The sequence below is a fragment of the Herbihabitans rhizosphaerae genome (assembly GCF_004216555.1).
GTDB classification, from domain to species: domain Bacteria; phylum Actinomycetota; class Actinomycetes; order Mycobacteriales; family Pseudonocardiaceae; genus Herbihabitans; species Herbihabitans rhizosphaerae.
The window spans coordinates 336,641-355,601 of the sequence record NZ_SGWQ01000005.1; the positions used below are offsets into that span (position 1 = coordinate 336,641).

At 69.1% G+C, this 18,961-nt stretch carries 15 protein-coding genes; 11 read left to right on the top strand and 4 right to left on the bottom strand.

Annotated elements, in window-relative coordinates; translation table 11 throughout:
- Positions 1-7: 7 nt before the first annotated feature.
- Positions 8-1,036, bottom strand: a complete 1,029-nt coding sequence (locus EV193_RS17710; protein WP_130345236.1) for an alpha-ketoacid dehydrogenase subunit beta — start codon at positions 1,034-1,036, stop codon at positions 8-10.
- The gene (gene pdhA / locus EV193_RS17715; RefSeq protein ID WP_130345237.1) at positions 1,036-2,250 is read right to left on the bottom strand and encodes a pyruvate dehydrogenase (acetyl-transferring) E1 component subunit alpha; all 1,215 of its coding nucleotides are present in this window, start codon (positions 2,248-2,250) and stop codon (positions 1,036-1,038) included. Before pdhA ends, EV193_RS17710 begins: the two co-directional genes overlap by 1 nt.
- A 493-nt stretch (positions 2,251-2,743) precedes the next feature.
- On the opposite strand from pdhA, the gene EV193_RS17720 reads away from it, so the two are divergent.
- A complete protein-coding gene (locus EV193_RS17720; RefSeq protein ID WP_130345238.1) occupies positions 2,744-4,168 on the top strand; it encodes a M20/M25/M40 family metallo-hydrolase in 1,425 nt (474 codons plus the stop codon).
- Between the two features lie 72 nt (positions 4,169-4,240).
- A complete protein-coding gene (locus tag EV193_RS17725; protein WP_242613462.1) occupies positions 4,241-5,440 on the top strand; it encodes a serine hydrolase domain-containing protein in 1,200 nt (399 codons plus the stop codon).
- A 555-nt stretch (positions 5,441-5,995) separates the two neighbouring features.
- Here EV193_RS17725 and EV193_RS17730 read toward each other — a convergent pair.
- Complete coding sequence (locus tag EV193_RS17730) at positions 5,996-6,526, bottom strand: hypothetical protein (RefSeq protein WP_423202179.1); 531 nt, start codon at positions 6,524-6,526, stop codon at positions 5,996-5,998.
- A 47-nt stretch (positions 6,527-6,573) separates the two neighbouring features.
- On the opposite strand from EV193_RS17730, the gene EV193_RS17735 reads away from it, so the two are divergent.
- Both EV193_RS17735 and EV193_RS17740 read left to right on the top strand, forming a co-directional pair.
- Positions 6,574-6,876, top strand: a complete 303-nt coding sequence (locus tag EV193_RS17735) for a hypothetical protein (protein ID WP_130345239.1) — start codon at positions 6,574-6,576, stop codon at positions 6,874-6,876.
- A 28-nt stretch (positions 6,877-6,904) separates the two neighbouring features.
- The gene (locus EV193_RS17740) at positions 6,905-7,747 is read left to right on the top strand and encodes a hypothetical protein (protein ID WP_242613463.1); all 843 of its coding nucleotides are present in this window, start codon (positions 6,905-6,907) and stop codon (positions 7,745-7,747) included.
- On the opposite strand, the gene EV193_RS17745 is transcribed toward EV193_RS17740, so the two are convergent.
- Positions 7,723-8,910, bottom strand: a complete 1,188-nt coding sequence (locus tag EV193_RS17745) for an alpha/beta hydrolase family protein (RefSeq protein WP_207222685.1) — start codon at positions 8,908-8,910, stop codon at positions 7,723-7,725. The two genes, EV193_RS17740 and EV193_RS17745, sit on opposite strands and share 25 nt — an antisense overlap.
- Before the next feature lie 151 nt (positions 8,911-9,061).
- Here EV193_RS17745 and EV193_RS17750 point away from each other — a divergent pair, with 151 nt between their 5' ends.
- From EV193_RS17750 to EV193_RS17780, 7 genes are all read left to right on the top strand, one after another.
- Positions 9,062-11,227 (top strand): sensor histidine kinase, encoded by a 2,166-nt coding sequence (locus EV193_RS17750; RefSeq protein ID WP_165401388.1) that lies wholly within the window; start codon positions 9,062-9,064, stop codon positions 11,225-11,227.
- Positions 11,224-11,865, top strand: coding sequence for a response regulator transcription factor (locus tag EV193_RS17755; protein ID WP_242613464.1), 642 nt, complete (start codon positions 11,224-11,226; stop codon positions 11,863-11,865). Before EV193_RS17750 ends, EV193_RS17755 begins: the two co-directional genes overlap by 4 nt.
- 88 nt (positions 11,866-11,953) lie before the next feature.
- Positions 11,954-13,747: a hypothetical protein gene (locus EV193_RS17760; RefSeq protein ID WP_130345241.1), complete on the top strand. Its 1,794-nt coding sequence runs from the start codon at positions 11,954-11,956 to the stop codon at positions 13,745-13,747.
- Positions 13,748-13,963: 216 nt separating this feature from the next.
- Positions 13,964-14,944, top strand: a complete 981-nt coding sequence (locus EV193_RS17765; protein ID WP_130345242.1) for an ABC transporter substrate-binding protein — start codon at positions 13,964-13,966, stop codon at positions 14,942-14,944.
- A 5-nt stretch (positions 14,945-14,949) separates the two neighbouring features.
- Positions 14,950-15,885, top strand: coding sequence for an amino acid ABC transporter permease (locus tag EV193_RS17770; RefSeq protein WP_130345389.1), 936 nt, complete (start codon positions 14,950-14,952; stop codon positions 15,883-15,885).
- 19 nt (positions 15,886-15,904) lie between these two features.
- The gene (locus EV193_RS17775) at positions 15,905-16,669 is read left to right on the top strand and encodes an amino acid ABC transporter ATP-binding protein (protein ID WP_130345390.1); all 765 of its coding nucleotides are present in this window, start codon (positions 15,905-15,907) and stop codon (positions 16,667-16,669) included.
- 58 nt (positions 16,670-16,727) lie between these two features.
- Positions 16,728-18,953 (top strand): translocation/assembly module TamB domain-containing protein, encoded by a 2,226-nt coding sequence (locus EV193_RS17780; protein ID WP_242613465.1) that lies wholly within the window; start codon positions 16,728-16,730, stop codon positions 18,951-18,953.
- The last annotated feature ends 8 nt before the right edge of the window (positions 18,954-18,961 follow it).

The following is an 18,961-nucleotide window of genomic DNA, read 5'->3' on the forward strand; positions in this document are numbered from 1 at the left end:
CGTTCCCCTAGAAAGCCAGCGACTGGTCGACGGTGTGCAGCACCCGGTCGAGATCGGGGAGGAAGTGCTCCTCGAGCTTGGCCGGCGGGTACGGCACGTCGAATCCGGTCACCCGCATGATCGGGGCTTCGAGCGAGTAGAAGCACTCCCGCTGCACCCGTGCCGCGATCTCCGAGGACAGCGACGACTCCGACGGCGCCTCGGTCACCACGACCAGCCGGCCGGTGCGCCGCACCGACTCGAACACCGGCGCGAGGTCCAACGGGGACAGCGTGCGCAGGTCGATCACCTCGAGCGAGCGGCCCTCCTCCTCGGCGGCGGTGGCCGCGTCGAGGCACACCTTCACCGAGGGGCCGTAGGACACCAGCGTCACCGCCGCGCCCTGCCGCACCACCCGCGAGCTGAACAGCGGGTCGGGCGTGGCCGCCGTGTCGACCTCGGCCTTCATGTTGCCGGAGTGGTACAGCCGCTTCGGCTCGAAGAACAGCACCGGGTCGTCGCAGCGGACCGCCTGCTGGATCATCCAGTACGCGTCCACCGCGTTGGAGCAGGACACCACCCGCAAGCCGGCGGTGTGCGCGAAGTAGGACTCCGGCGACTCCGAGTGGTGCTCGACCGCGCCGATGCCGCCGCCGAACGGAACCCGGATCACGATGGGCATCCGCTGCCGGCCCTGCGTGCGCGCCTGCAGCTTCGCCACCTGCGACACGATCTGGTCGAACCCGGGGAAGATGAACCCGTCGAACTGGATCTCGCACACCGGGCGGAACCCGCGCACGGCGAGGCCCACGGCGGTTCCGATGATCCCCGACTCGGCCAGCGGCGTGTCCAGCACGCGGTGCTCACCGAAGTCCTTCTGCAGGCCGTCGGTGATCCGGAAGACGCCGCCGAGCTTGCCGACGTCCTCACCCATCATGATCACCTTGGGGTCGGCCTCCATCGCGGCGCGCAGGCCGAGATTGAGTGCCTTGCCGATGGTGAGCTTCCGCACGGTGGACGCCGCGCTGTTCGTCTCGCTCAGAACCGGAGCCGCCATCAGTGCTCACCTCCCGCGAAGCCGGCCACGTAGTCCACGTACTCGTCGCGCTGGGCTTCGAGGTACGGGTGCGGCTCGGAGTAGACGTTGTCGAACATCTGCCGGACCGGCGGGTCGGGCATGTTGAAGCAGTAGTCGCGCAGCTCGGCCGCCATCTGGTCGGACTCGGCCTGCACCTGCTCGAAGAACGCGTCGTCGGCCATCTCGTGCCGGATCAGGTGCACCCGCACGCGCTCCAGCGGGTCCTTCAGCTTCCAGGTCTCGACCTCGTCGGACAGCCGGTAGCGCGTCGGGTCGTCGGTGGTGGTGTGCGCGTCCATGCGGTAGGTGAACGCCTCGATCAGTATCGGGCCGTTGCCGTGCCGGCACTCGTCCAGCGCCCAGCGGGACACCGCGAGCGTGGCGAGCACGTCGTTGCCGTCCACCCGGATGCCGGGGAAGCCGTAGCCGCGGGCGCGCTGGTACAGCGGCAGCCGCGACTGGCGCTCGGTCGGCTCGGAGATCGCCCACTGGTTGTTCTGGCAGAAGAACACCAGCGGCGCGTCGTACACCGAGGCCCAGACGAAGCCCTCGTGCACGTCGCCCTGGGAGGTGGCGCCGTCGCCGAAGAAACATACGGTCGCCTCGGCAGTACCGTCACTGTCGTCGCCGACCTTGCCCTCGAAGCGCTGGCCCATCGCGTACCCGGCGGCGTTGAGCACCTGGTTGCCGATCACGATGGTGTACGGGTGGAACCGGGTGGCGGCCGAGTCCCAGCCGCCGTTGTCGGTGCCACGGAAAATACCGAGCAGCTGCTGCGGCGTGATGCCCTTGCACCAGGCGACACCGTGCTCGCGGTAGCTGGGGAAGGCCATGTCGGTGTGCCGCATCGCGCGGCCGACGCCGATCTGCGCCGCCTCCTGGCCGAGCAGTGGCACCCAGATACCGAGCTGGCCCTGACGCTGCAGTGCGTTGGATTCCCGGTCGGCGCGCCGGACGAGCACCATGTCGCGGTAGAGCCCGCGAATGTCCTCGTCGGTGACGTCGGCGATGTAGCGGTCGAACCGCTCGTTGGGGACGCGCTCACCCTCCGGGGTCAGCAGTTGGACGAGGTCCTCGCCGCCTTCGCTGGTCGCTCGCAAGCCGGCGATCACCCGTTCCGCTGTCGGTGCCGCCGCTGTGGCGGGTGGACCCTCTCCCGGTACCGGGTGCGTCCATTCATCTGGGGACGACATCGCGTCTCTCCTTTGTCGACGTCGCACACCGCGCTTGTGGCGGGGGTGCGCGGCTGCGCCGCGGTGCGGCTCGCTCCGAGGTGGCGGACGTCCCGCACCGTCGGCGTTGACGGTGGTTCGTCCCACATCCTGACACGGATAGGTCGGTATTGGTGAGCCCCGAACGTCGGTTCGTTACCCGTTACGTACCCCTTGAGCAGCGGAAACGCTTGGATGGCCGACGGTTGGGCGTCGAACCGTCGGTAGTACATGCGTGTGACCGCACGATCGCCGTCGGTTAAGGAGCCAGTTCAGGGTGCGTGATCAACAGGTGGCCGCCCAACACGCGGACGGGTGCTCCCGGAGAGCGGGAACACGGGTTGCGCAAGGGGTGATCGCGATGTGACCTCCGTCACGCACGCGCCCGTGACCGCGCGGGAACGTTCGACGGCCACGGGCGCGCACCACCGACCTTGCCCGCGCGCGCCTGAGAGAACGGCCAGCGGATGGCAGGATTGGCCGGGTGGACAACTCTGTGGTGAGCAAGACCGTCGGCCAGGCGTGGGAATCCTCCATCCTGCCGAGCCTCTCCGACTTCGTGGCGATCCCCGCGCTGTCGCCGGCCTTCGATCCCGAGTGGGCGGCCAACGGCCAGCTCGACGCCGCCGTCGAACACGTGCGGTCCTGGGTGAACGATCGCGGAATTCCTGGTGTCACAACGGAAATCGTGCGACTCGACGGTCGCACGCCCGTCCTGCTGATCGACGTTCCGGCGACCGGCGACACGACCGACACCGTGTTGCTCTACGGGCACCTGGACAAGCAGCCCCCGGTCGGCGGATGGTCCGACGGCCTCGGCCCGTGGCAGCCGGTGCTGCGGGACGGGCGGCTCTACGGCCGCGGCTCGGCCGACGACGGCTACTCCGGTTACGCCGCCACCGCCGCGATCGAGGCGGTGCGCGCGGCCGGCGGCTCGCACGCCCGCTGCGTCGTGCTGCTGGAGACCGGCGAGGAGTCCGGCAGCCCCGACCTGCCCGTCTACCTCGACCACCTCAAGGACCGGCTCGGTGATGTCTCGCTGGTCGTGTGCCTCGACTCGGGCGGCAACGACTACAGGCGACTGTGGATGACCACCTCGCTGCGCGGCATGGTGTCGGTCGACGTGACCGTGCGCGTGCTGCGGGCCGGTCAGCACTCGGGTCTGGCCAGCGGAATCGTGCCGAGCTCGTTCCGGATCCTGCGCCGGCTGCTCGACCGGCTGGAGGATTCCGAGACCGGCCGGCTGCTGCTGCCGGAGCTGCACGTCGAGGTGCCGGCCGACCGGCTGGACGAGGTGCGCGTGTCGGTCGAGGCGGTGCCCGGCGTGTTCACCCAGATGTTCTCCCTCCCCGACGGAATGTCCACTGTGGACACCGACGAGGTGGAGCTGGCGCTGAACAACAGCTGGCGACCGACGCTGTCGGTGATCGGCGCGTCCGGCCTGCCCGAGCCGCTCGACGCCGGCAACGTGCTGCGCACGCACACCACGTTGTCGCTGAGCTTCCGGCTCCCGCCGACGGTCGACGCGTACGCCGCGCTGGAGGCGGTCAAGAAGACCCTGACCACCGACGTTCCCTATGGCGCACAGGTGGAGTTGGGCCGCACGGACGTCGGGCCCGGCTGGAACGCGCCGGCCTTCGCACCCTGGCTCCGGTCCATTGTGGACGATGTGAGCGACGGCGTGTTCGGCGGCGAGCCGTACGGCACGGTCGGGCTCGGCGGCTCGATCCCGTTCATGGGCCTGCTCGCGGAGAAGTACCCGGACGCGCAGTTCGTGGTGACCGGTGCGCTCGGCCCGGACAGCAACGCGCACGTGCCCGACGAATGGCTGAACATCGCCCAGGCGGCGCGCGTGACCGAGGCCGTGGCGCACATTCTCGACGCACACGCCGCTCGGTAGGTCGACCGAATGACAGATAGATCAACCGAAGGTCGTATCGACGGTCGCCACTCTCGCTGATTCGCTGGTGTCGTGCGAATCAGAGATATGGGAGTGGCGGCCCTCTCCGCCGCGCTGCTGACGGGGTTGGCCGGGACCGCGGTCGCCGAACCGGTCACCGACGGTCGGCCGGAATTGCGGGCGGCCATGGACGAGTTGGCCGCCGCCGGTGCGGCGGGTGTGCAGGTGCGGCTGCACGATGCGCGCGGCGACTGGGTGGGCAGTGCCGGGGTGCGGGAGCTGGGTGGACATCGCCCGCCGTCCACGAAGGGCCGCTTTCGGGCCGCCAGCATCACCAAGACGTTCGTGGCCACGGTGATCCTGCAGCTCGTCGGCGAGAGGCGGATCGAGCTGGACGCGCCGGTCGACGGTTACCTGCCGGAGTTCGGGCTGGACGAGCGGATCACCGTGCGGATGTTGTTGCAGCACACCAGCGGGCTGTTCAACTACACCGGCGAGATCAACCCGGACGGCTCGTTCGAACCGGGAATTCCCGTGTCTGCGGGTAGGGAATTGGTGGAAAACCGGTTCCGTGAGTTCACGCCGGAGGAATTGGTCGGCGTGTCGCTGTCGAAGCCGCCGCGCTTCGAGCCCGGCGCACGGTGGTCGTACTCCAATACCAACTACGTTCTCGCCGGTCTGCTCATCGAGAAGATCACCGGAACGCCGTACGCGGAGCAGGTCGAGCACCGCGTGCTGTGGCCGCTGGGGCTGCACGAGACCCGGGTGCCCGGCAAGCGCGTGGGCATTGCCGGCCCGCACGCACGCGGGTACTTCACCTACACCGAGGCGGGCGTGCGGCGGACCGCGGACATCACCGAGCTGAGCCCCACCGCGGGGTGGGCCGCCGGCGAGATGATCTCCACGACCCGCGATCTCGATCGGTTCGTGAGCGCGCTGCTCGCCGGCAAGCTGCTGCCGCCGCCGTTGCTGGAAGAGATGCTGAGGACGGTTCCCAGTGACACCGGCGGTTACGGCCTCGGCGTGCGGCGGGTCGACCTCGGCTGCGGGTCTGTCTTCGGCCACACCGGAGGAATTCTCGGCTACGACTCGTTCATGTTCAGCTCGCGGGACGGTGCCAGGCGGTTCGAGATGTCGGCGACGATCGGTGTGCTGGACCAGACCGACGAGCCCGCGCTGGCGAAGTACGTGAACGCGCTCAAGACCGTGATGGACGCCGGCCTGTGCGGCTCGGCGGAGAAGATGGCGAGCCGTCCGGGCAAATCGGATTGAGGTTGTCGGCGACGCACCGTAATCTGGCGAGTGCGCAGGGCACTAGCGCTGCGAAGTGGACCCGGCAGCCTTCCGGACGGTTGGTGAGCCGGGTTTCGCGCTGTGAGAGGCAATCCGATTGAGGTTGTCGGCGACGCACCGCAGACTGGGAACTGCGCAGGGCACTAGCCCTGTGAAGTGAACCCGGTAGCCCGCCGGACGGCGGGTGGGCCGGGTTTCGCGCTGTCTAGGCCCCGTCGAGCGTGATGACCTCGGTGACGAGCGGCCTGATCAGGTTCTTCCAGTCGCCGCCCCGATTCCAGCACCATGCGATGGCGTCCGGCACCGAGAGAAGAGCCTCCTGACTGGCACGGCTGACAACTGGCGTGATCGCGGCATCATCGCCACAGCGATCAACGCGAGCGGCCTCACCGCGGTGCCGGGTTTCGCGCTGGCTGGGTAATCGGATTGATGTCGTCGGTGGTGGGTCGTAGACTAGAAACCGCGTAGGGGCACTAGCCCTGCGAAGTGGACCCGGCAGCCTTCCGGACGGTTGGTGAGCCGGGTTTCGCGTTTCTAACGCTGGTCGAGATCAACGACGTCGCCCACCTGGCGTGCGATCAACTTCCCCCAGTGTCCGCCCCGGTTCCAACACCAGGCGAGCGCATCCGGCACGGTCAGAAGCGGTTCTGCGCTCGCCCGAAGATGGCGGTAGATCAAGGTGTCCTCGCAAGCGTGCTCCCGCGCGCGCCGATACAGCGTCCGACGGTCGTTCTCCAGGAGAGAGTCGTCCTGTTCGAGGACGAGGAGTGTCGAGTCCTTCGCGAGGTCGGCGACGAGTTGCGACAGGCACGCGTTGCGCTGGTGCGCCCGATCCACTGCCGAGGTCCGGTAGATGGTGACGAATGGTCCGAGGTCGCTGATCACACCGATGATCTGCTTCCGGCGAGCGTCGCCCTCCTTGTAGAAGTGCACTCGTTTCTGGTTGGGCATGATCAGTGCGCGGATGGCTTGGCGGGCGGTGCGGACTTGGGCGGCCGGGAATGACGCGGCCACGACGACGTAGCCGCGCTCTTTGACCTCGTCGACGAAGACGTGGACCGGCACGGACGGCATCATGCCGTGCACGACTGACAACCGGGCGTGATTGCGGCATGATCGTCACAGTGATCGATGAGCAGTTGAGCCGCGCGGTCGTGGTGTTCGTGTGGAGCGACCCGCGCCGGCCGTGGCCGTCGTCCGACCCGGACGCCGTGGCGAGGGTTTTCGGGCCGGCGGCGCGCGATTTGCTCGGACACATTTCCGGCGTGCTCGCCCAGGTCGATCGCGTTCCGGTGGAAGGTGATCTGGCGCTTTACGGGCGACACGTCACCGAATTCCTGGCGGCGAAGCACCCCGAATTGACCGAGTCGGCACGCGAGGCGATCGCGGCGCGCTGCACCTACGCAGAGCGGTAGGCGGCCGGCGGCGATCTAGTCTTCCGTCGTGCTCAACGCTCTCGACCTGGCCACGCGCAAGATGTGGCGCGCCCTCGGCCGTCCCGTCGACCTGGCCGGCGACCATTCGTGGCTGCGGGCGCCGATGAGCGACGGCTCGACGGTCGCCGACGGCTGGCTGGCCGCCGAGGCGGCCGCACACGGCGGTGAGGTGCACGAAAATGCCCCGGGCGGCGGCCTGCTGCACGATATGAACGCGTTGAACGGTCCGGAATTCGACGCCACTCGACTGCGCCCGGAGATTCGCGACTTCTATGAGCGCACCTCCGCATGGCGAATGGAGGTGTGGACCGGTTGGTCGCCGGCCTTCTGGCTCGGCGGCGAATTGATATCGCGATTGTTCGGCAAACGAGTTCAACAATTGGCGCTGCCCATGCGGCCGCTCGACGTCGCCCGTGGAATGGACAGCCGAATCGCGTTGATCCGCGACCGCGACGGCCAGCAGGTCGCCGCCGCCTGGCTGCGCACGCTGCGCTCGACCGGCGAGTACGTCTACAGCGGCTGCTACGGCCGGCGGCTGCTGCCCGGTGCCGCCGGGCCGAGCGTGCACGTCGCGTTCCCGCTGGAGTCGGGCAACGTCCAGGTTTTCCTCCGGCCCCAGCACGAACCGGACGGCGGCCTGCTGCTGCGCTCCCCGCGCGGCCGGTTCGGCGACAACGGCGCGTACGTCGTGGTGCGCGATCGCGGCCGAACCTTCGCCGCGCGAGCACCGATCCACGAGACGTTCCGCCTTTACGTCGATGACGAGGGCGTGTTGCGCACCGACCACGAGCTGCGCATGTGGAACGCGACCGCCGTCCGGTTGCACTACCGGCTGGAGCCGCTGAGCTGATCGAACTCGGCGACCACCATCGGGAGCGCGAGCTTGACCGACTTGTTGTGGTCCACCTGGCCCACGTCGGTCAGCACCGCGTCCGTCTGCTGAGCACAGGTCAGCGCCTGGGCCGGCGCCACGTCCCGGTCACCGCTGGCGAAGTACACGTGCGTCGGCACTCGGGGCCGCCACCGGCACCCGTCGCTCTCGTCGCGAAGCGCGCGCCGCAGCGTGCCGGTCGGCTGCTCGAGACCGGCGAAGAACTCCGGCGTGAACATGTCGCGCGGCGTCTTGGGCAGCTGGGGAAAGATCTCCTGTGGCGGCGTGAACCCGTCGAACAACCCGGCCAGCTCCGGCTTGCGGAACGCGTCGGCCGGCGAGTCGTACAGACCGTGCACCCGATTCCACGCGGTGACAAGGAAACCGAGGTACGCGGTGGAGTTGGCGGCCTCGCCGGTGACGCCCGACCGCAGCGCGCCGCCCACGTCGTACGGTCCGCTGACCGGCGAGATCGCCCGCACACCGAGGCGCGGTTGGACGCCGTACTGCAACGCGCGGCCCAGGGCCATCGCGGCCGAGCCGCCCTGCGAGAACCCGCTCACCGCGACGTCGCGCTCGGGGTTCTGGCCGTGTCGGCGCGCCAGTTCCCTGGTCGCCAGCAGCGCGTCCACCGACGCGGTGACCTCGGAATCGAGATGCAGATACGGGTGGTAGCCCGGCCCGGTGCCCAGACCGAGGTAGTCCGGTGCCGCGGTGACGTGGCCGGACGCGGCGAGCAGATAGGCGGCCGCGCGATCGGTGCTCTTGTCGTTCATCGAGGCGACGTCGCCTCGGTACACCTGGGTGCCGTGCAGCCAGGCGGCCAGTTTCGGCCTGCCCGGCCCGGTGCGCGGGACGGCGGTCAGCCCGCTCGCCGTGGTCCGCCGGCCGTGCGCGTCGACCGTGCGGTACTCGATCCGATAACCGGTGACGCCGTAGCGCGCCCGGTCCGAGTCGATCCCGAACCGGCGCAGGTAGTCGTGGATTCCGCCGGCGTCGATCTCGTCCACCACGGTCGCCGACACCAGGGTTCCCCTGCCGGGTGTCGCCTCCGCTGAGGTGGCGGTCAGCATGGCCGTCACGGCGGTCGCCACGCACGTCACCGCGGCGACCCCGACCACGGCTCGTCGTTTGAGGTTCATGATCGAAGCGTGCCGGCACCGGGCCCTCGACCACATCCGGGATGATCCCGGAATCGGACCCGTACGGGACGATTCCACCGCTCGGACGACGCGCTCGATCGGCCGCTGCCGATACGATTCCGGTCCCGCGGAGCGATCGGGGGACGCCGAGGTGACGGGCAGGACCGAGCAGCACCTGTTGCGCACCGGCGTCCGGTACGCGCTCGGTGTGCGCACAGCCGTGGCCGGCGCGTCCAGCATCGCCGCCCTCTTCCTCGTCCCGGCCCGCGAACCCGCCGTACTCGTCGCGGTCGTGCTCGGGCTGAACGCCTGGAACGCGTGGTTCGCCTACCGGTTCCCGCGCGGCGGGCGGCTCGTGCCGGCCGACATCGCGGTGATGTGCGCGGTGTGCCTGTCCCAGCCGTGGACCACGCCGGCCGCGACCAGCGCCGAGGGCACCGTGCTGTGGATGCTCGCCGGCGTCGCGATGACCGTGATGACCTACGCGTGGCTGCTGCCGCCGCGCACCTACGTCGTTGCGACCGTCCTGCTGGTGACCGCCCAGCTCGCCGGGTACGCGATCGCCGCGCCGGACAGATGGCTGAGCGGGGCGCCGTTCCAGCTGTGGATCGTGGTCGAGGCCGGCCTGTCCTGGATGCTGTACCGGATGCTGCGGCGCGGTGCGCGCAACGCCGATTCCCTTGTGGCACAACGGGAATCGGCGCGCCGGACGGCGGCGATCGCGGACGCGCGACGGTCCGACGAACGCGAGTACCTTGCCGCGCTGCACGACACCGCGTCGGCCACCCTGTTGATGGTCGGCAACGGCGCGGTCGGTGGGCGGCGCGAACTGGCCGCGCAGGCGAGCCGCGATCTGGACGTGATCAGCGGGCGGATCGGCACAGCCTCCGGCGAGGTCGACCTGGTCGCGACACTGCGCGAGGCGGCGGCGCACACGCCGTTGACGGTGCGCTGGCAGTTACCTGAGCGGCTGTCGGTACCGGCCGTCGAGGCGGCCGCGCTGGCCAACGGCACCCGTGAGGCGCTGACCAACGTGGTGCGCCACGCACACGTCGACGAAGCGTCGGTTTCCTTGTCCCACAACGGAAACCACGTCACCGTGCGGATCACCGACGACGGTGTCGGGTTCGACCCGGCGAGCCTGAACGGCGACCGCTACGGCGTGACCAGGTCGCTGGTGCAGCGGATGGAGCGGATCGGCGGGCACGCCGAGGTGATCAGCCGCCCCGGCGCCGGCACCACCGTCACGCTGACCTGCGACCTCACCGCACCCGAGCCGCCGAGCGAGGACGCCGAGATGATCGGCGCCAACCTCATGGGCCGGATGCGCTGGGCGGCCGTGGCGATCAACCTGGTGATCCTGCTCGGGCTGGACCTGCCGAAGCTGATCGCCAACTGGAACGTGTACCCGTCGCCGTGGACGCAGGTGCTGTTCATGGCCGCGCTGATCGCGATCACGCTGGTGGTCGCGTGGCGGCGCACGCTCGGCCGGTGGACCTGGGTGCTGGCCGGCGCGGTGCTGGCGATCTCGATCGCGGCGCCGGCGGCGATGCCGGCCGAGCTGTGGCACACCTCGGCGCACTGGTCCTTCCGTGAGGCGGCCTGGACGCTCGTGGTGGTCGGGATCGAGTGGCGGCTGGCGGCGCTGGCCACCGTGCTCGTGGTGCAGCACGCGGTCACCCTTGTCCACATTGGACTGTCCGATTTGGACGGTGCGGCGCTGCCGGGTGTGGTGAACGCGACCGTGATGGTGCTCAGCTATCAACTCGCCGTCGGGATGATCGCCGCGCTGATGCGGCCGATCGCCGCCTCGGCCGCGCAGGCGGCGCACGAGCAGGAGCGGCTGCGCACAGCGGACGCGGTATCCGAGCAGCTCAGCCAGGACCGGCGAGACCGGTACGCCGAACTCGGCCGGACCGCCGCGCCACTGTTGGCCGGGCTGGCCTCCGGTGATCTCGACCCGGCCGACCCCGCGGTGCGCCGGTCCTGCGCCACCGAGGCGGCGCGCATGCGGCGGCTGTTCGCCGAGGACTCGACCGCGCCCGATCCGCTGTTGCACGAACTGCGCGCGTGCATCGAATCGGTGGAGGGCCGCGGGTTGACCGTGGCGTTCGCCGAGCGCGGCGACCGGCCGGCCGTGCCGGAGCGGGACGCGCGCACACTGGCCGAGCCGATCGTCGCGGCGCTCGCGACGGCGGTCAGCAAGGCGCGCGTCACGGTGGTCGGCGCCGGCGGACAGGTGACGGTCAGCGTGGTGGCCGACGGTCCGGACGGCGATCTGATGCACGTCAAATCGAGCTGGCGGGGTGAATCGTGATCACGGCGGTACTGGTGGACGACCATCCGGTGGTGGTGGCCGGCGTGCGGGCCTGGTGCGCGCTCGCGGACCCGCCGATCGAGGTCGTGGACGCCGGGCCGTCCGTCGCGGTGGCGTGGCTGGATCCGGGCGCGTCGGCCGACGTGGTGGTGCTGGACCTGCAGCTCGGCGCGTCCGGCGTGTCCTGGGGCGACCTCAAGCGGCTCGTCGACGCCGGCCGGCAGGTCGTGGTGTACACCATGCGCGACGATCGCGAGACCGCGCTGACCTGCCTGGACATTGGCGCGTTCACCTGGGTGACCAAGGCGGAGGGCGAGAGCCACCTGGTCGCCGCGATCCGGGCCGCCGCGCACAACGAGGCGTACACGCCGCCCGCGTTGTCCGGCGCGCTCGGCACCGACACCAACCCGAACCGGCCGAAGCTGTCCGATCAGGAGATCAACGTCCTGCTGTCGTGGTTCCAGTGCGAGTCCAAGGAGTTGGTCGCGGCCGAGCTGAACATCAAGGTCAGCACGGTCAACTCGTATCTGGCGCGGGTGCGCGGCAAGTACGCCTCGGTCGGCAGGGAAGCGCCCACCAAGGCTGCGCTCGTGGCGCGCGCGATCCAGGATGGTCTCGTGACCGTGGACGAGCTGTAGTACGAACAGATGGCATTCCCGCCCGGCGAATCCCCATAGCGTTCTTGTCAGGAATTCCAGGGGTATCGCTTCGGAAAGGGAATTTCCCATGAATTCAAGCTTGAAACGCTGGGGAATGGTAGGGCTGCGTGCGGCCATCCTCGGTGGTGGCGCGACCGTGCTCGGCGTCGTGCTCGCCTCCCCCGCGTCCGCGTCGTCGGGTGACGGCCGGGACGCGTCGGCCCACTGGGGTGAACGCCACGCGCAGTCGGTCGTGGTGTCACACCGGGACGGCGGTGGGCTGTCCGTGCGGTTGGGGCGGTCCGTTGACGTCGACCGGGAATCCAGTGCGCACAACGGTTTCCGGGACTCGGTGCGCACCGACCGGACTGACCGGACTGCCGCGCGGGCGGAGGCCGCACGACAGTCGAAGGCCGCGGCGGAACGGCTGGGGCAGGCGGTGGCCCAGCAGCAGACACAGCGACAGACACAGCGACAGGCACAGCGACAGGTGACCGCGGTCGCCGAACGGCGGGCCAGCATCGGTCAGGCGTTCCAGCAGGCGGTGACCGCGTCCAAGCCGGCATCCGCGCCCGCGTCGAAGGCGCCGGCTTCCACGAAGAGCGCGCCGACCAAATCGACCGGCACGGCCACCACGAAATCGGGTGCACCCGCCGGTTCCGGTGTGAGCACCACCGCCACCGGCGGACTCGGGACGGATTCGAAAGCGTCCGGATCGATCGGTCCGAGCGGCGCGAAAGGCGAGATCAGCGGAAAGTCGGGCCTCAGCGGAAAGGCCGGCGCGGAGATCTCGAACGGCACGGTGGGCGCCGGGACGTCGGTGGACGGTTTCGTCGGCGGCAAGGGCAGCATCTCCGGTGAGCTGGGCCTGGGTGGCGCCAAGGTCGGCGCGGACGGGTTCCTCGGGGCCGAGGTCGGCTGGGACGGTCACGTCGGGATCAGCGGGATCACCGCGGGCGTCAACGCCACCGGGCGCGCCGGGCTCGGCGCGAACGCCAACGCCGGCGCGACGTGGGGCGACGGCAAGATCGGCGTCGACCTGGGCGCGGGCGCCACGCTGGGCCTCGGCGGGAAGGTCGGCGGCTACGTCGAGGTCGACTACGGCCGGCTGGCCGACGACATCGCGGACGCGATCGACTCCTACTTCGGCGGCGACGAGGAAGCCGAGACGTCGTCGACACCGTCCAGCCCGCAGTCCGACACCGCGGACTCTCCGGACCGCCCGGACAACAACGGTCAGGGCACGGGTGCCAGTGGTGAGCCCTCGTCCTACGACAACTCGGAGAGCGACACCTCCACCGACACGTCGACCGGTTCGGGTGGCCACAGCTCGGGTCCGGACTCCCCGGATCGTGCGGACAACAACGGTCAGGGCACCGGCGTCAGTGGTGAGCCCTCGTCGTACGACAACTCGGAGAGCGACACCTCGACCGGTTCGGGTAGCTACAGCTCGGGTCCGGACTCCCCGGATCGTGCGGACAACAACGGTCAGGGCACTGGCGCGAGCGGTGAGCCGTCCTCGTACGACAACTCGGAGAGCGACAGCACGTCGGGGACCACCGGCGGCTACGGCACCGACAGTGACACCGATTCCGACAGTGGCGGCTACGGCGGCTATGGCGGTTATGGCGGCAGCGACTCGGACAGCAGTGGTGACACCGACAGTGGCGATGACGGCGGGTACTCCGGCGGCGGTGGCTCCAGCGGTGGTGGCGGCGCGTCGGGCGGCTGGGGCGGCGACAGCTCCAGCGACACCGACTCCAGTGACACCGACAGCTCCGGCGACACCGGTGGCGGCTACGACGGCGGGAACGACGACTCCGGCATGGGTGGCCCGGCGGATGGCACCAGTCCGTCGGACGGCGGACACGCCGTAGCCTGACGATCTTCCGGGAAACGACGGCGGCCACACCGGCCGCCGTCGTTTCGCGTCAGCCCTGAGCCACCGATGGAGGGTGTACCAGCGACGACACCCGACCTAAAGTGCGCGTCCAGTGATAACGAGGGTTGACACGTCCGTGACCTCAGACCTGATGCGCTGACCGTCTCCCAAATGGCAGGATGCCGAGCACTCGGTTTCCGAAGCGAGGAGTGACCCGTGTCTCGACGACCGCGTAGAACGGCGGCGTACCTGATCTCCACCTTCGCCGTGGCGGCACTGACCGCCACCGCGTGCGGTGGAACGACCGAAAAGCCGTCCGACCAGCCGCAGGGCCAGTCCTGCACGCCAGGGGAGGTCAGCAACGTCCCCGACCCGAAGCCGCTCGACGTCAACCCGGCGGCGGACCAGGCACTCGGCGCGAAGGTGCCGGCCAACATCAAGTCGAAGGGCACGCTGACCGTCGCCACCGACGCCTCCTACGCGCCGAACGAGTACATGGTCGAGGGCACCGGCGAGATCATCGGCATGGACATCGACATCATGCGGGCGGTCGCCAAGACCCTCGGCCTGCAGGTGAAGTTCGAGAACGCCAAGTTCGACGGCATCCTCGCCGGCGTGCAGGCCGGCCGGTACGACCTCGCCATCTCCTCGTTCACCGACACCAAGGAACGCGAGCAGGTCGTCGACTTCGTCACCTACTTCAACGCCGGCACCGGGCTGATGGTCCGCAAGTGCAACCCCAAGGGCATCAAGACGATCGAGGACCTCTGCGGCAAGAGCGTCGGCGCGCAGCAGGGCGTCATCCAGATCGACCAGTTGACCAAGGAAGACGCCGAGGACTCGGTCGTCAAGAAGTGCAAGGACGCCGGCAAGCCGCCGCCCAACGCACAGGGCTACCCGCAGCAGACCGACGTGAACAACGCGCTGCAGGCCAACCGGCTCGACGCCTACCTCGCCGACGGCCCGGTGGTCGACTTCGCGCTGAAGAAGACCGGCGCGGCGTTCGAGCGCGTCGGGTCGGACATCGGTGCGGCGCCGTACGGGATCCCGATCCCGAAGACGTCCGGCACGCTCAAGGAAGCCGTGAACGGCGCCATCCAGAAGATGATCACCGACGGCAGCTACCGCAAGATCCTGGACAACTGGGGCACCACCAGCGGTGCCGTCACGGAGTCCAAGATCAACGGAGCTAAGTGAGTGACATGACCGGACCGTCCCAACACGGGGACGAGCAAGGCAAGGACGCGCGGGCGGCGACGACTACTCCGGCGGAGCAGATCGTCGCCGTGCCCGTGCGCCACCCCGGACGCTGGGTGGCCGCCGCGATCCTGCTGGTGCTCGTCGCCATGCTGCTCAATAGTTTGCTCACCAACCCCGCGTGGGGCTGGAAGATCGTCGGGCAGTTCCTGTTCTCCGAACGGATCCTCGCCGGTCTGTGGGTCACCATTCAGCTCACCTTCTTCGCGATGCTGATCGGCGTGGTCCTCGGCGTGATCATCGCCGTGATGCGGCTATCGAAGAACCCGATCGTCTCCGGCGTCGCGTGGACCTACGCGTGGTTCTTCCGCGGCACGCCGGTCCTCGTCCAGGTCTTCTTCTGGTCGTTCATCGCGAAGCTGTATCCCTATCTGTCGCTGGGGATCCCGTTCGGGCCGGAGTTCGTCTACTTCGACTCCAACATCCTGATCCCGATCTTCACCGGCGTGGTGCTCGGCTTCGGCCTCAACGAGGCCGCGTACATGTCCGAGATCGTGCGCGCCGGAATCCTGTCGGTCGACGACGGCCAGACCGAGGCGGCCGAGGCGCTCGGCATGACCCGGATGAAGATCATGCGCAGGATCGTGCTGCCGCAGGCGATGCGGGTGATCATTCCGCCGACCGGCAACGAGACGATCTCGATGCTCAAGACCACGTCGATCGCCGCGATCGTGGGCGCCGGCGACCTGTTCACCAATGCGCAGCAGATCTACGGCAGCAACTACCAACAGATTCCGCTGCTGGTGGTGGCGAGCATCTGGTATCTGCTGATGACCTCGATCCTGTCGATCGGGCAGTACTTCCTGGAACGGCGTTTCTCCCGAGGTGTCCTGTCGGGACGCGGCGGGTTCCTCGGCCGTGGCGCCAGGTCGGAGGTTTGACGTGAACGACACCGTGGCGATGGTGAAGGCCGAGGGTGTGCACAAGTCCTTCGGCCGCAACGAAGTGCTCAAGGGCATCGACCTGGAGGTGCGGCCGGGCGAGGTGATGTGCGTCGTCGGGCCGTCCGGCTCGGGCAAGTCGACGTTCCTGCGCTGCATCAATCACCTGGAGAAGATCAACGCCGGCAAATTGTGGGTGGACGGCGAGCTCGTCGGCTACCAGCAGAAGGGCGACAAGCTCTACGAGCTGCGCGACCGCGAGGTGGCGGCCAAGCGGCGCGAGATCGGCATGGTCTTCCAGCGGTTCAACCTGTTCCCGCACATGTCCGCGATCGAGAACATCGTCGAGGCGCCGTGCCAGGTGAAGGGCGAGTCGAAGAGCGTGGCGCGGGAGCGGGCGATGAACCTGCTGGACCGGGTCGGGCTGGCCGACCGGTCGCGCGCGTACCCGCGTGAGCTGTCCGGCGGGCAGCAGCAGCGGGTGGCGATCGCCAGGGCGCTGGCCATGGAGCCGAAGCTGATGCTGTTCGACGAGCCGACCTCGGCGCTGGACCCCGAACTGGTCGGTGACGTGCTCGCGGTGATGCGCGGGCTGGCCGACGACGGGATGACCATGGTCGTGGTCACGCACGAGATGGGCTTCGCGCGTGAGGTCGGCGACTCGCTGGTGTTCATGGACGACGGCGTGGTCGTCGAGCAGGGCCGGCCGACGGACGTGATCAACAACCCGCAGCACGAGCGCACGCAGCGCTTCCTCTCCCGGGTGGTGGGAACGGCGCAGTAGTCTGGAGCGTCTCAACTACGTATCGTCCTGAACCGCTGACACTGGGGAGCGACGAGATATGGCCTCCACTGGGGGAGCGCCTTCGGAGTCGGATGAGGCCGCGCCGGTCGAGCCTGCCAAGATCAAACCGTTCGACCCGCGCGATCCCAATCCGGACAAGAAGTACCACCACAGCGCGGACGAGGTGCTGCGCGGGTTCGTCGACCCGGAGACCGGCACCTTCATCCAGCGGCGCTGGCGCGCACGCAGACAGCAGCCCGCGGCGCCGGTGGTGACCGTGCAGGGCAAGTACATCACCGGCGTGCTCGACCTGCGCGCGGTGGAGTTCCCGTACCTGTTGGAGTTCGTCGACTGCCGGTTCGAGAAGCCGCCGGACGTGCGTCAGGCCAAGCTCGCCGGCGCCACGTTCGACAACTGCTGGCTGCCGGGGCTGCTGGGCAAGAACCTCCGCAGTGACAACGACATCAGCCTGATTCGGTCCACTGTGGAGGGTTCGCCGATCGACCTGACCGACGGCGAGATCAACGGCTCGCTGGACCTCACCGGCAGCCTGCTGGACAACCCGCCTGGGCGCGGCCTGCTCGCCGACCGGCTGGTGCTCGCCGGCGCGCTGCTGGCGTACAACCTGGAGGTGCGCGGCGAGTGCCGGGTGCCCGGCCTGCGCACCGGCGGCAACGTCAACTTCTCCGGCGCGAAGCTGTACAACCCGCTGGGCAACGCGATCAACGGCAACGGCCTGCACGTGGGCGGGAACCTGCTGTGCGGTGTGGACGTGGAAAGCGATCAGCCGTTCCGGTCCACCGGCTGGGTGTTCATCCCGAGCGCGCGGGTGGAGTCCGACATGAGCTTCCGCGGCGCGTGGCTCGCGCCGGGCGAGGTGTACGACGTGCCGCCGGCGATGGACGACCGGCGGCCGACGCTGGTGGCCGATCGCATGCGGGTCAACGGCAACGTCGAGCTGGACCGCGGGCTGACCAGTACGGGCACGTTGCGCCTGGTCAACGTGACCATCACCGGCTCGCTGTGGCTGACCGACGCGACCGTGGACGTGACCGACGGCGAGCCGACGCCGTGGCCGCACCGCGCGCTGCACTTCGACGGCGCCGAGGTGCACGGCGATGTGGACGCCACGTCGATGACGGTGATCGGCCAGGTGCGGTGGATCGATTTCAGCGTGCAGGGCAACCTGGAGCTGGACGAGGCGACCATGCGCAATCCGGACGACGCGGTGCTGCTCGCGCACCGGTTGGTGGTCGGCGGCAACCTCGAGGCGCGCGACGTGGACGCCGAGGGTACCTTCGTGCTGCAGGACTGCTCCATCGGAGCGAACCTGGACCTCGGTGGCAGCAAGTTCATCGAGCCGGGTGAACGTGAGGCCGGTCTGCGTCCGTCGGTCGACGCGCGCGCGGCGAAGATCGGCCGCGACCTGATCTGCGTGAAGCGGGGCAAGCGGACGTTCACCGCCGAAGGCGGGATTCGCTTGCACAGAGCGGAAATCGGGCGCGAGGCGACGTTCAAGGGCGCGTGGCTGGGATCGCGCACACGGTTCAAGGACACCGCGCTGGACGCGCACGGCATGGTCGCACAGGAGCTGGTGCTGACGGTCGGGCGCCGGCCGTGCGGCAAGGTCAACCTGCGGCACGCGCGGTGCGCCTCGTTCGACGACAACGCGAAACTGTGGGACGCGACCGGCAAGATCATGCTGGAGGATTTCCGGTACGACGCGTTCGCCACGCCCATTCCGGTGAAGAACGACAAGGCCGTCGAGGAGCGGCTTTCCTGGCTGCACAAGGGAATGCGCGGCGTGTACAGCCCTGGGCCGTACGACCAGTTCGCCGCGATGCTGCGCGCGGCCGGCAACGAGGAGCACGCGTCGACGGTGCTCATGGCCAAGCAGCGGCACCGGTATCGCGCGCTCGCGCAGGGTTACAAGGTGCTCGGGCCGGGTGTGCGAGTGTGGAGCTGGTTCCAGTTCCTGATGGTCGGCTACGGGTACCGGCCGACCCGCGCGGTGGTGTGGCTGCTCGGGCTGCTGGCGTTCGGCACGGTGTGGTTCGCGGTGTACGGCCACCCGCAGCCGATCAACACCGACGACGCGAACCTGGTGTGGAACCCGTTCCTGTACAGCCTCGACCTCGTGGTGCCGATCGTCGACTTCGGCAACAAGAACAAGTGGCAGATCCTCGAGGCGTCCCAGTGGATCTCGGCCACCATGATCGCGATGGGCTGGATCCTCGCCACCACGGTCGCCGCCGGCGTCACCAGAATGCTCCGCCGCGCCTGATCGTCACC

What these genes read in the sequence shown, in the direction of transcription:
- EV193_RS17710 (WP_130345236.1), bottom strand. Translation starts at nt 1,036, where the DNA reads ATGGCGGCTCCGGTTCTGAGCGAGACGAACAGCGCGGCGTCCACCGTG.
- EV193_RS17775 (WP_130345390.1), top strand. Translation starts at nt 15,905, where the DNA reads ATGGTGAAGGCCGAGGGTGTGCACAAGTCCTTCGGCCGCAACGAAGTG.
- EV193_RS17745 (WP_207222685.1), bottom strand. Translation starts at nt 8,910, where the DNA reads ATGAACCTCAAACGACGAGCCGTGGTCGGGGTCGCCGCGGTGACGTGC.
- EV193_RS17770 (WP_130345389.1), top strand. Translation starts at nt 14,950, where the DNA reads ATGACCGGACCGTCCCAACACGGGGACGAGCAAGGCAAGGACGCGCGG.
- EV193_RS17780 (WP_242613465.1), top strand. Translation starts at nt 16,728, where the DNA reads ATGGCCTCCACTGGGGGAGCGCCTTCGGAGTCGGATGAGGCCGCGCCG.
- EV193_RS17760 (WP_130345241.1), top strand. Translation starts at nt 11,954, where the DNA reads ATGAATTCAAGCTTGAAACGCTGGGGAATGGTAGGGCTGCGTGCGGCC.
- pdhA (WP_130345237.1), bottom strand. Translation starts at nt 2,250, where the DNA reads ATGTCGTCCCCAGATGAATGGACGCACCCGGTACCGGGAGAGGGTCCA.
- EV193_RS17735 (WP_130345239.1), top strand. Translation starts at nt 6,574, where the DNA reads ATGATCGTCACAGTGATCGATGAGCAGTTGAGCCGCGCGGTCGTGGTG.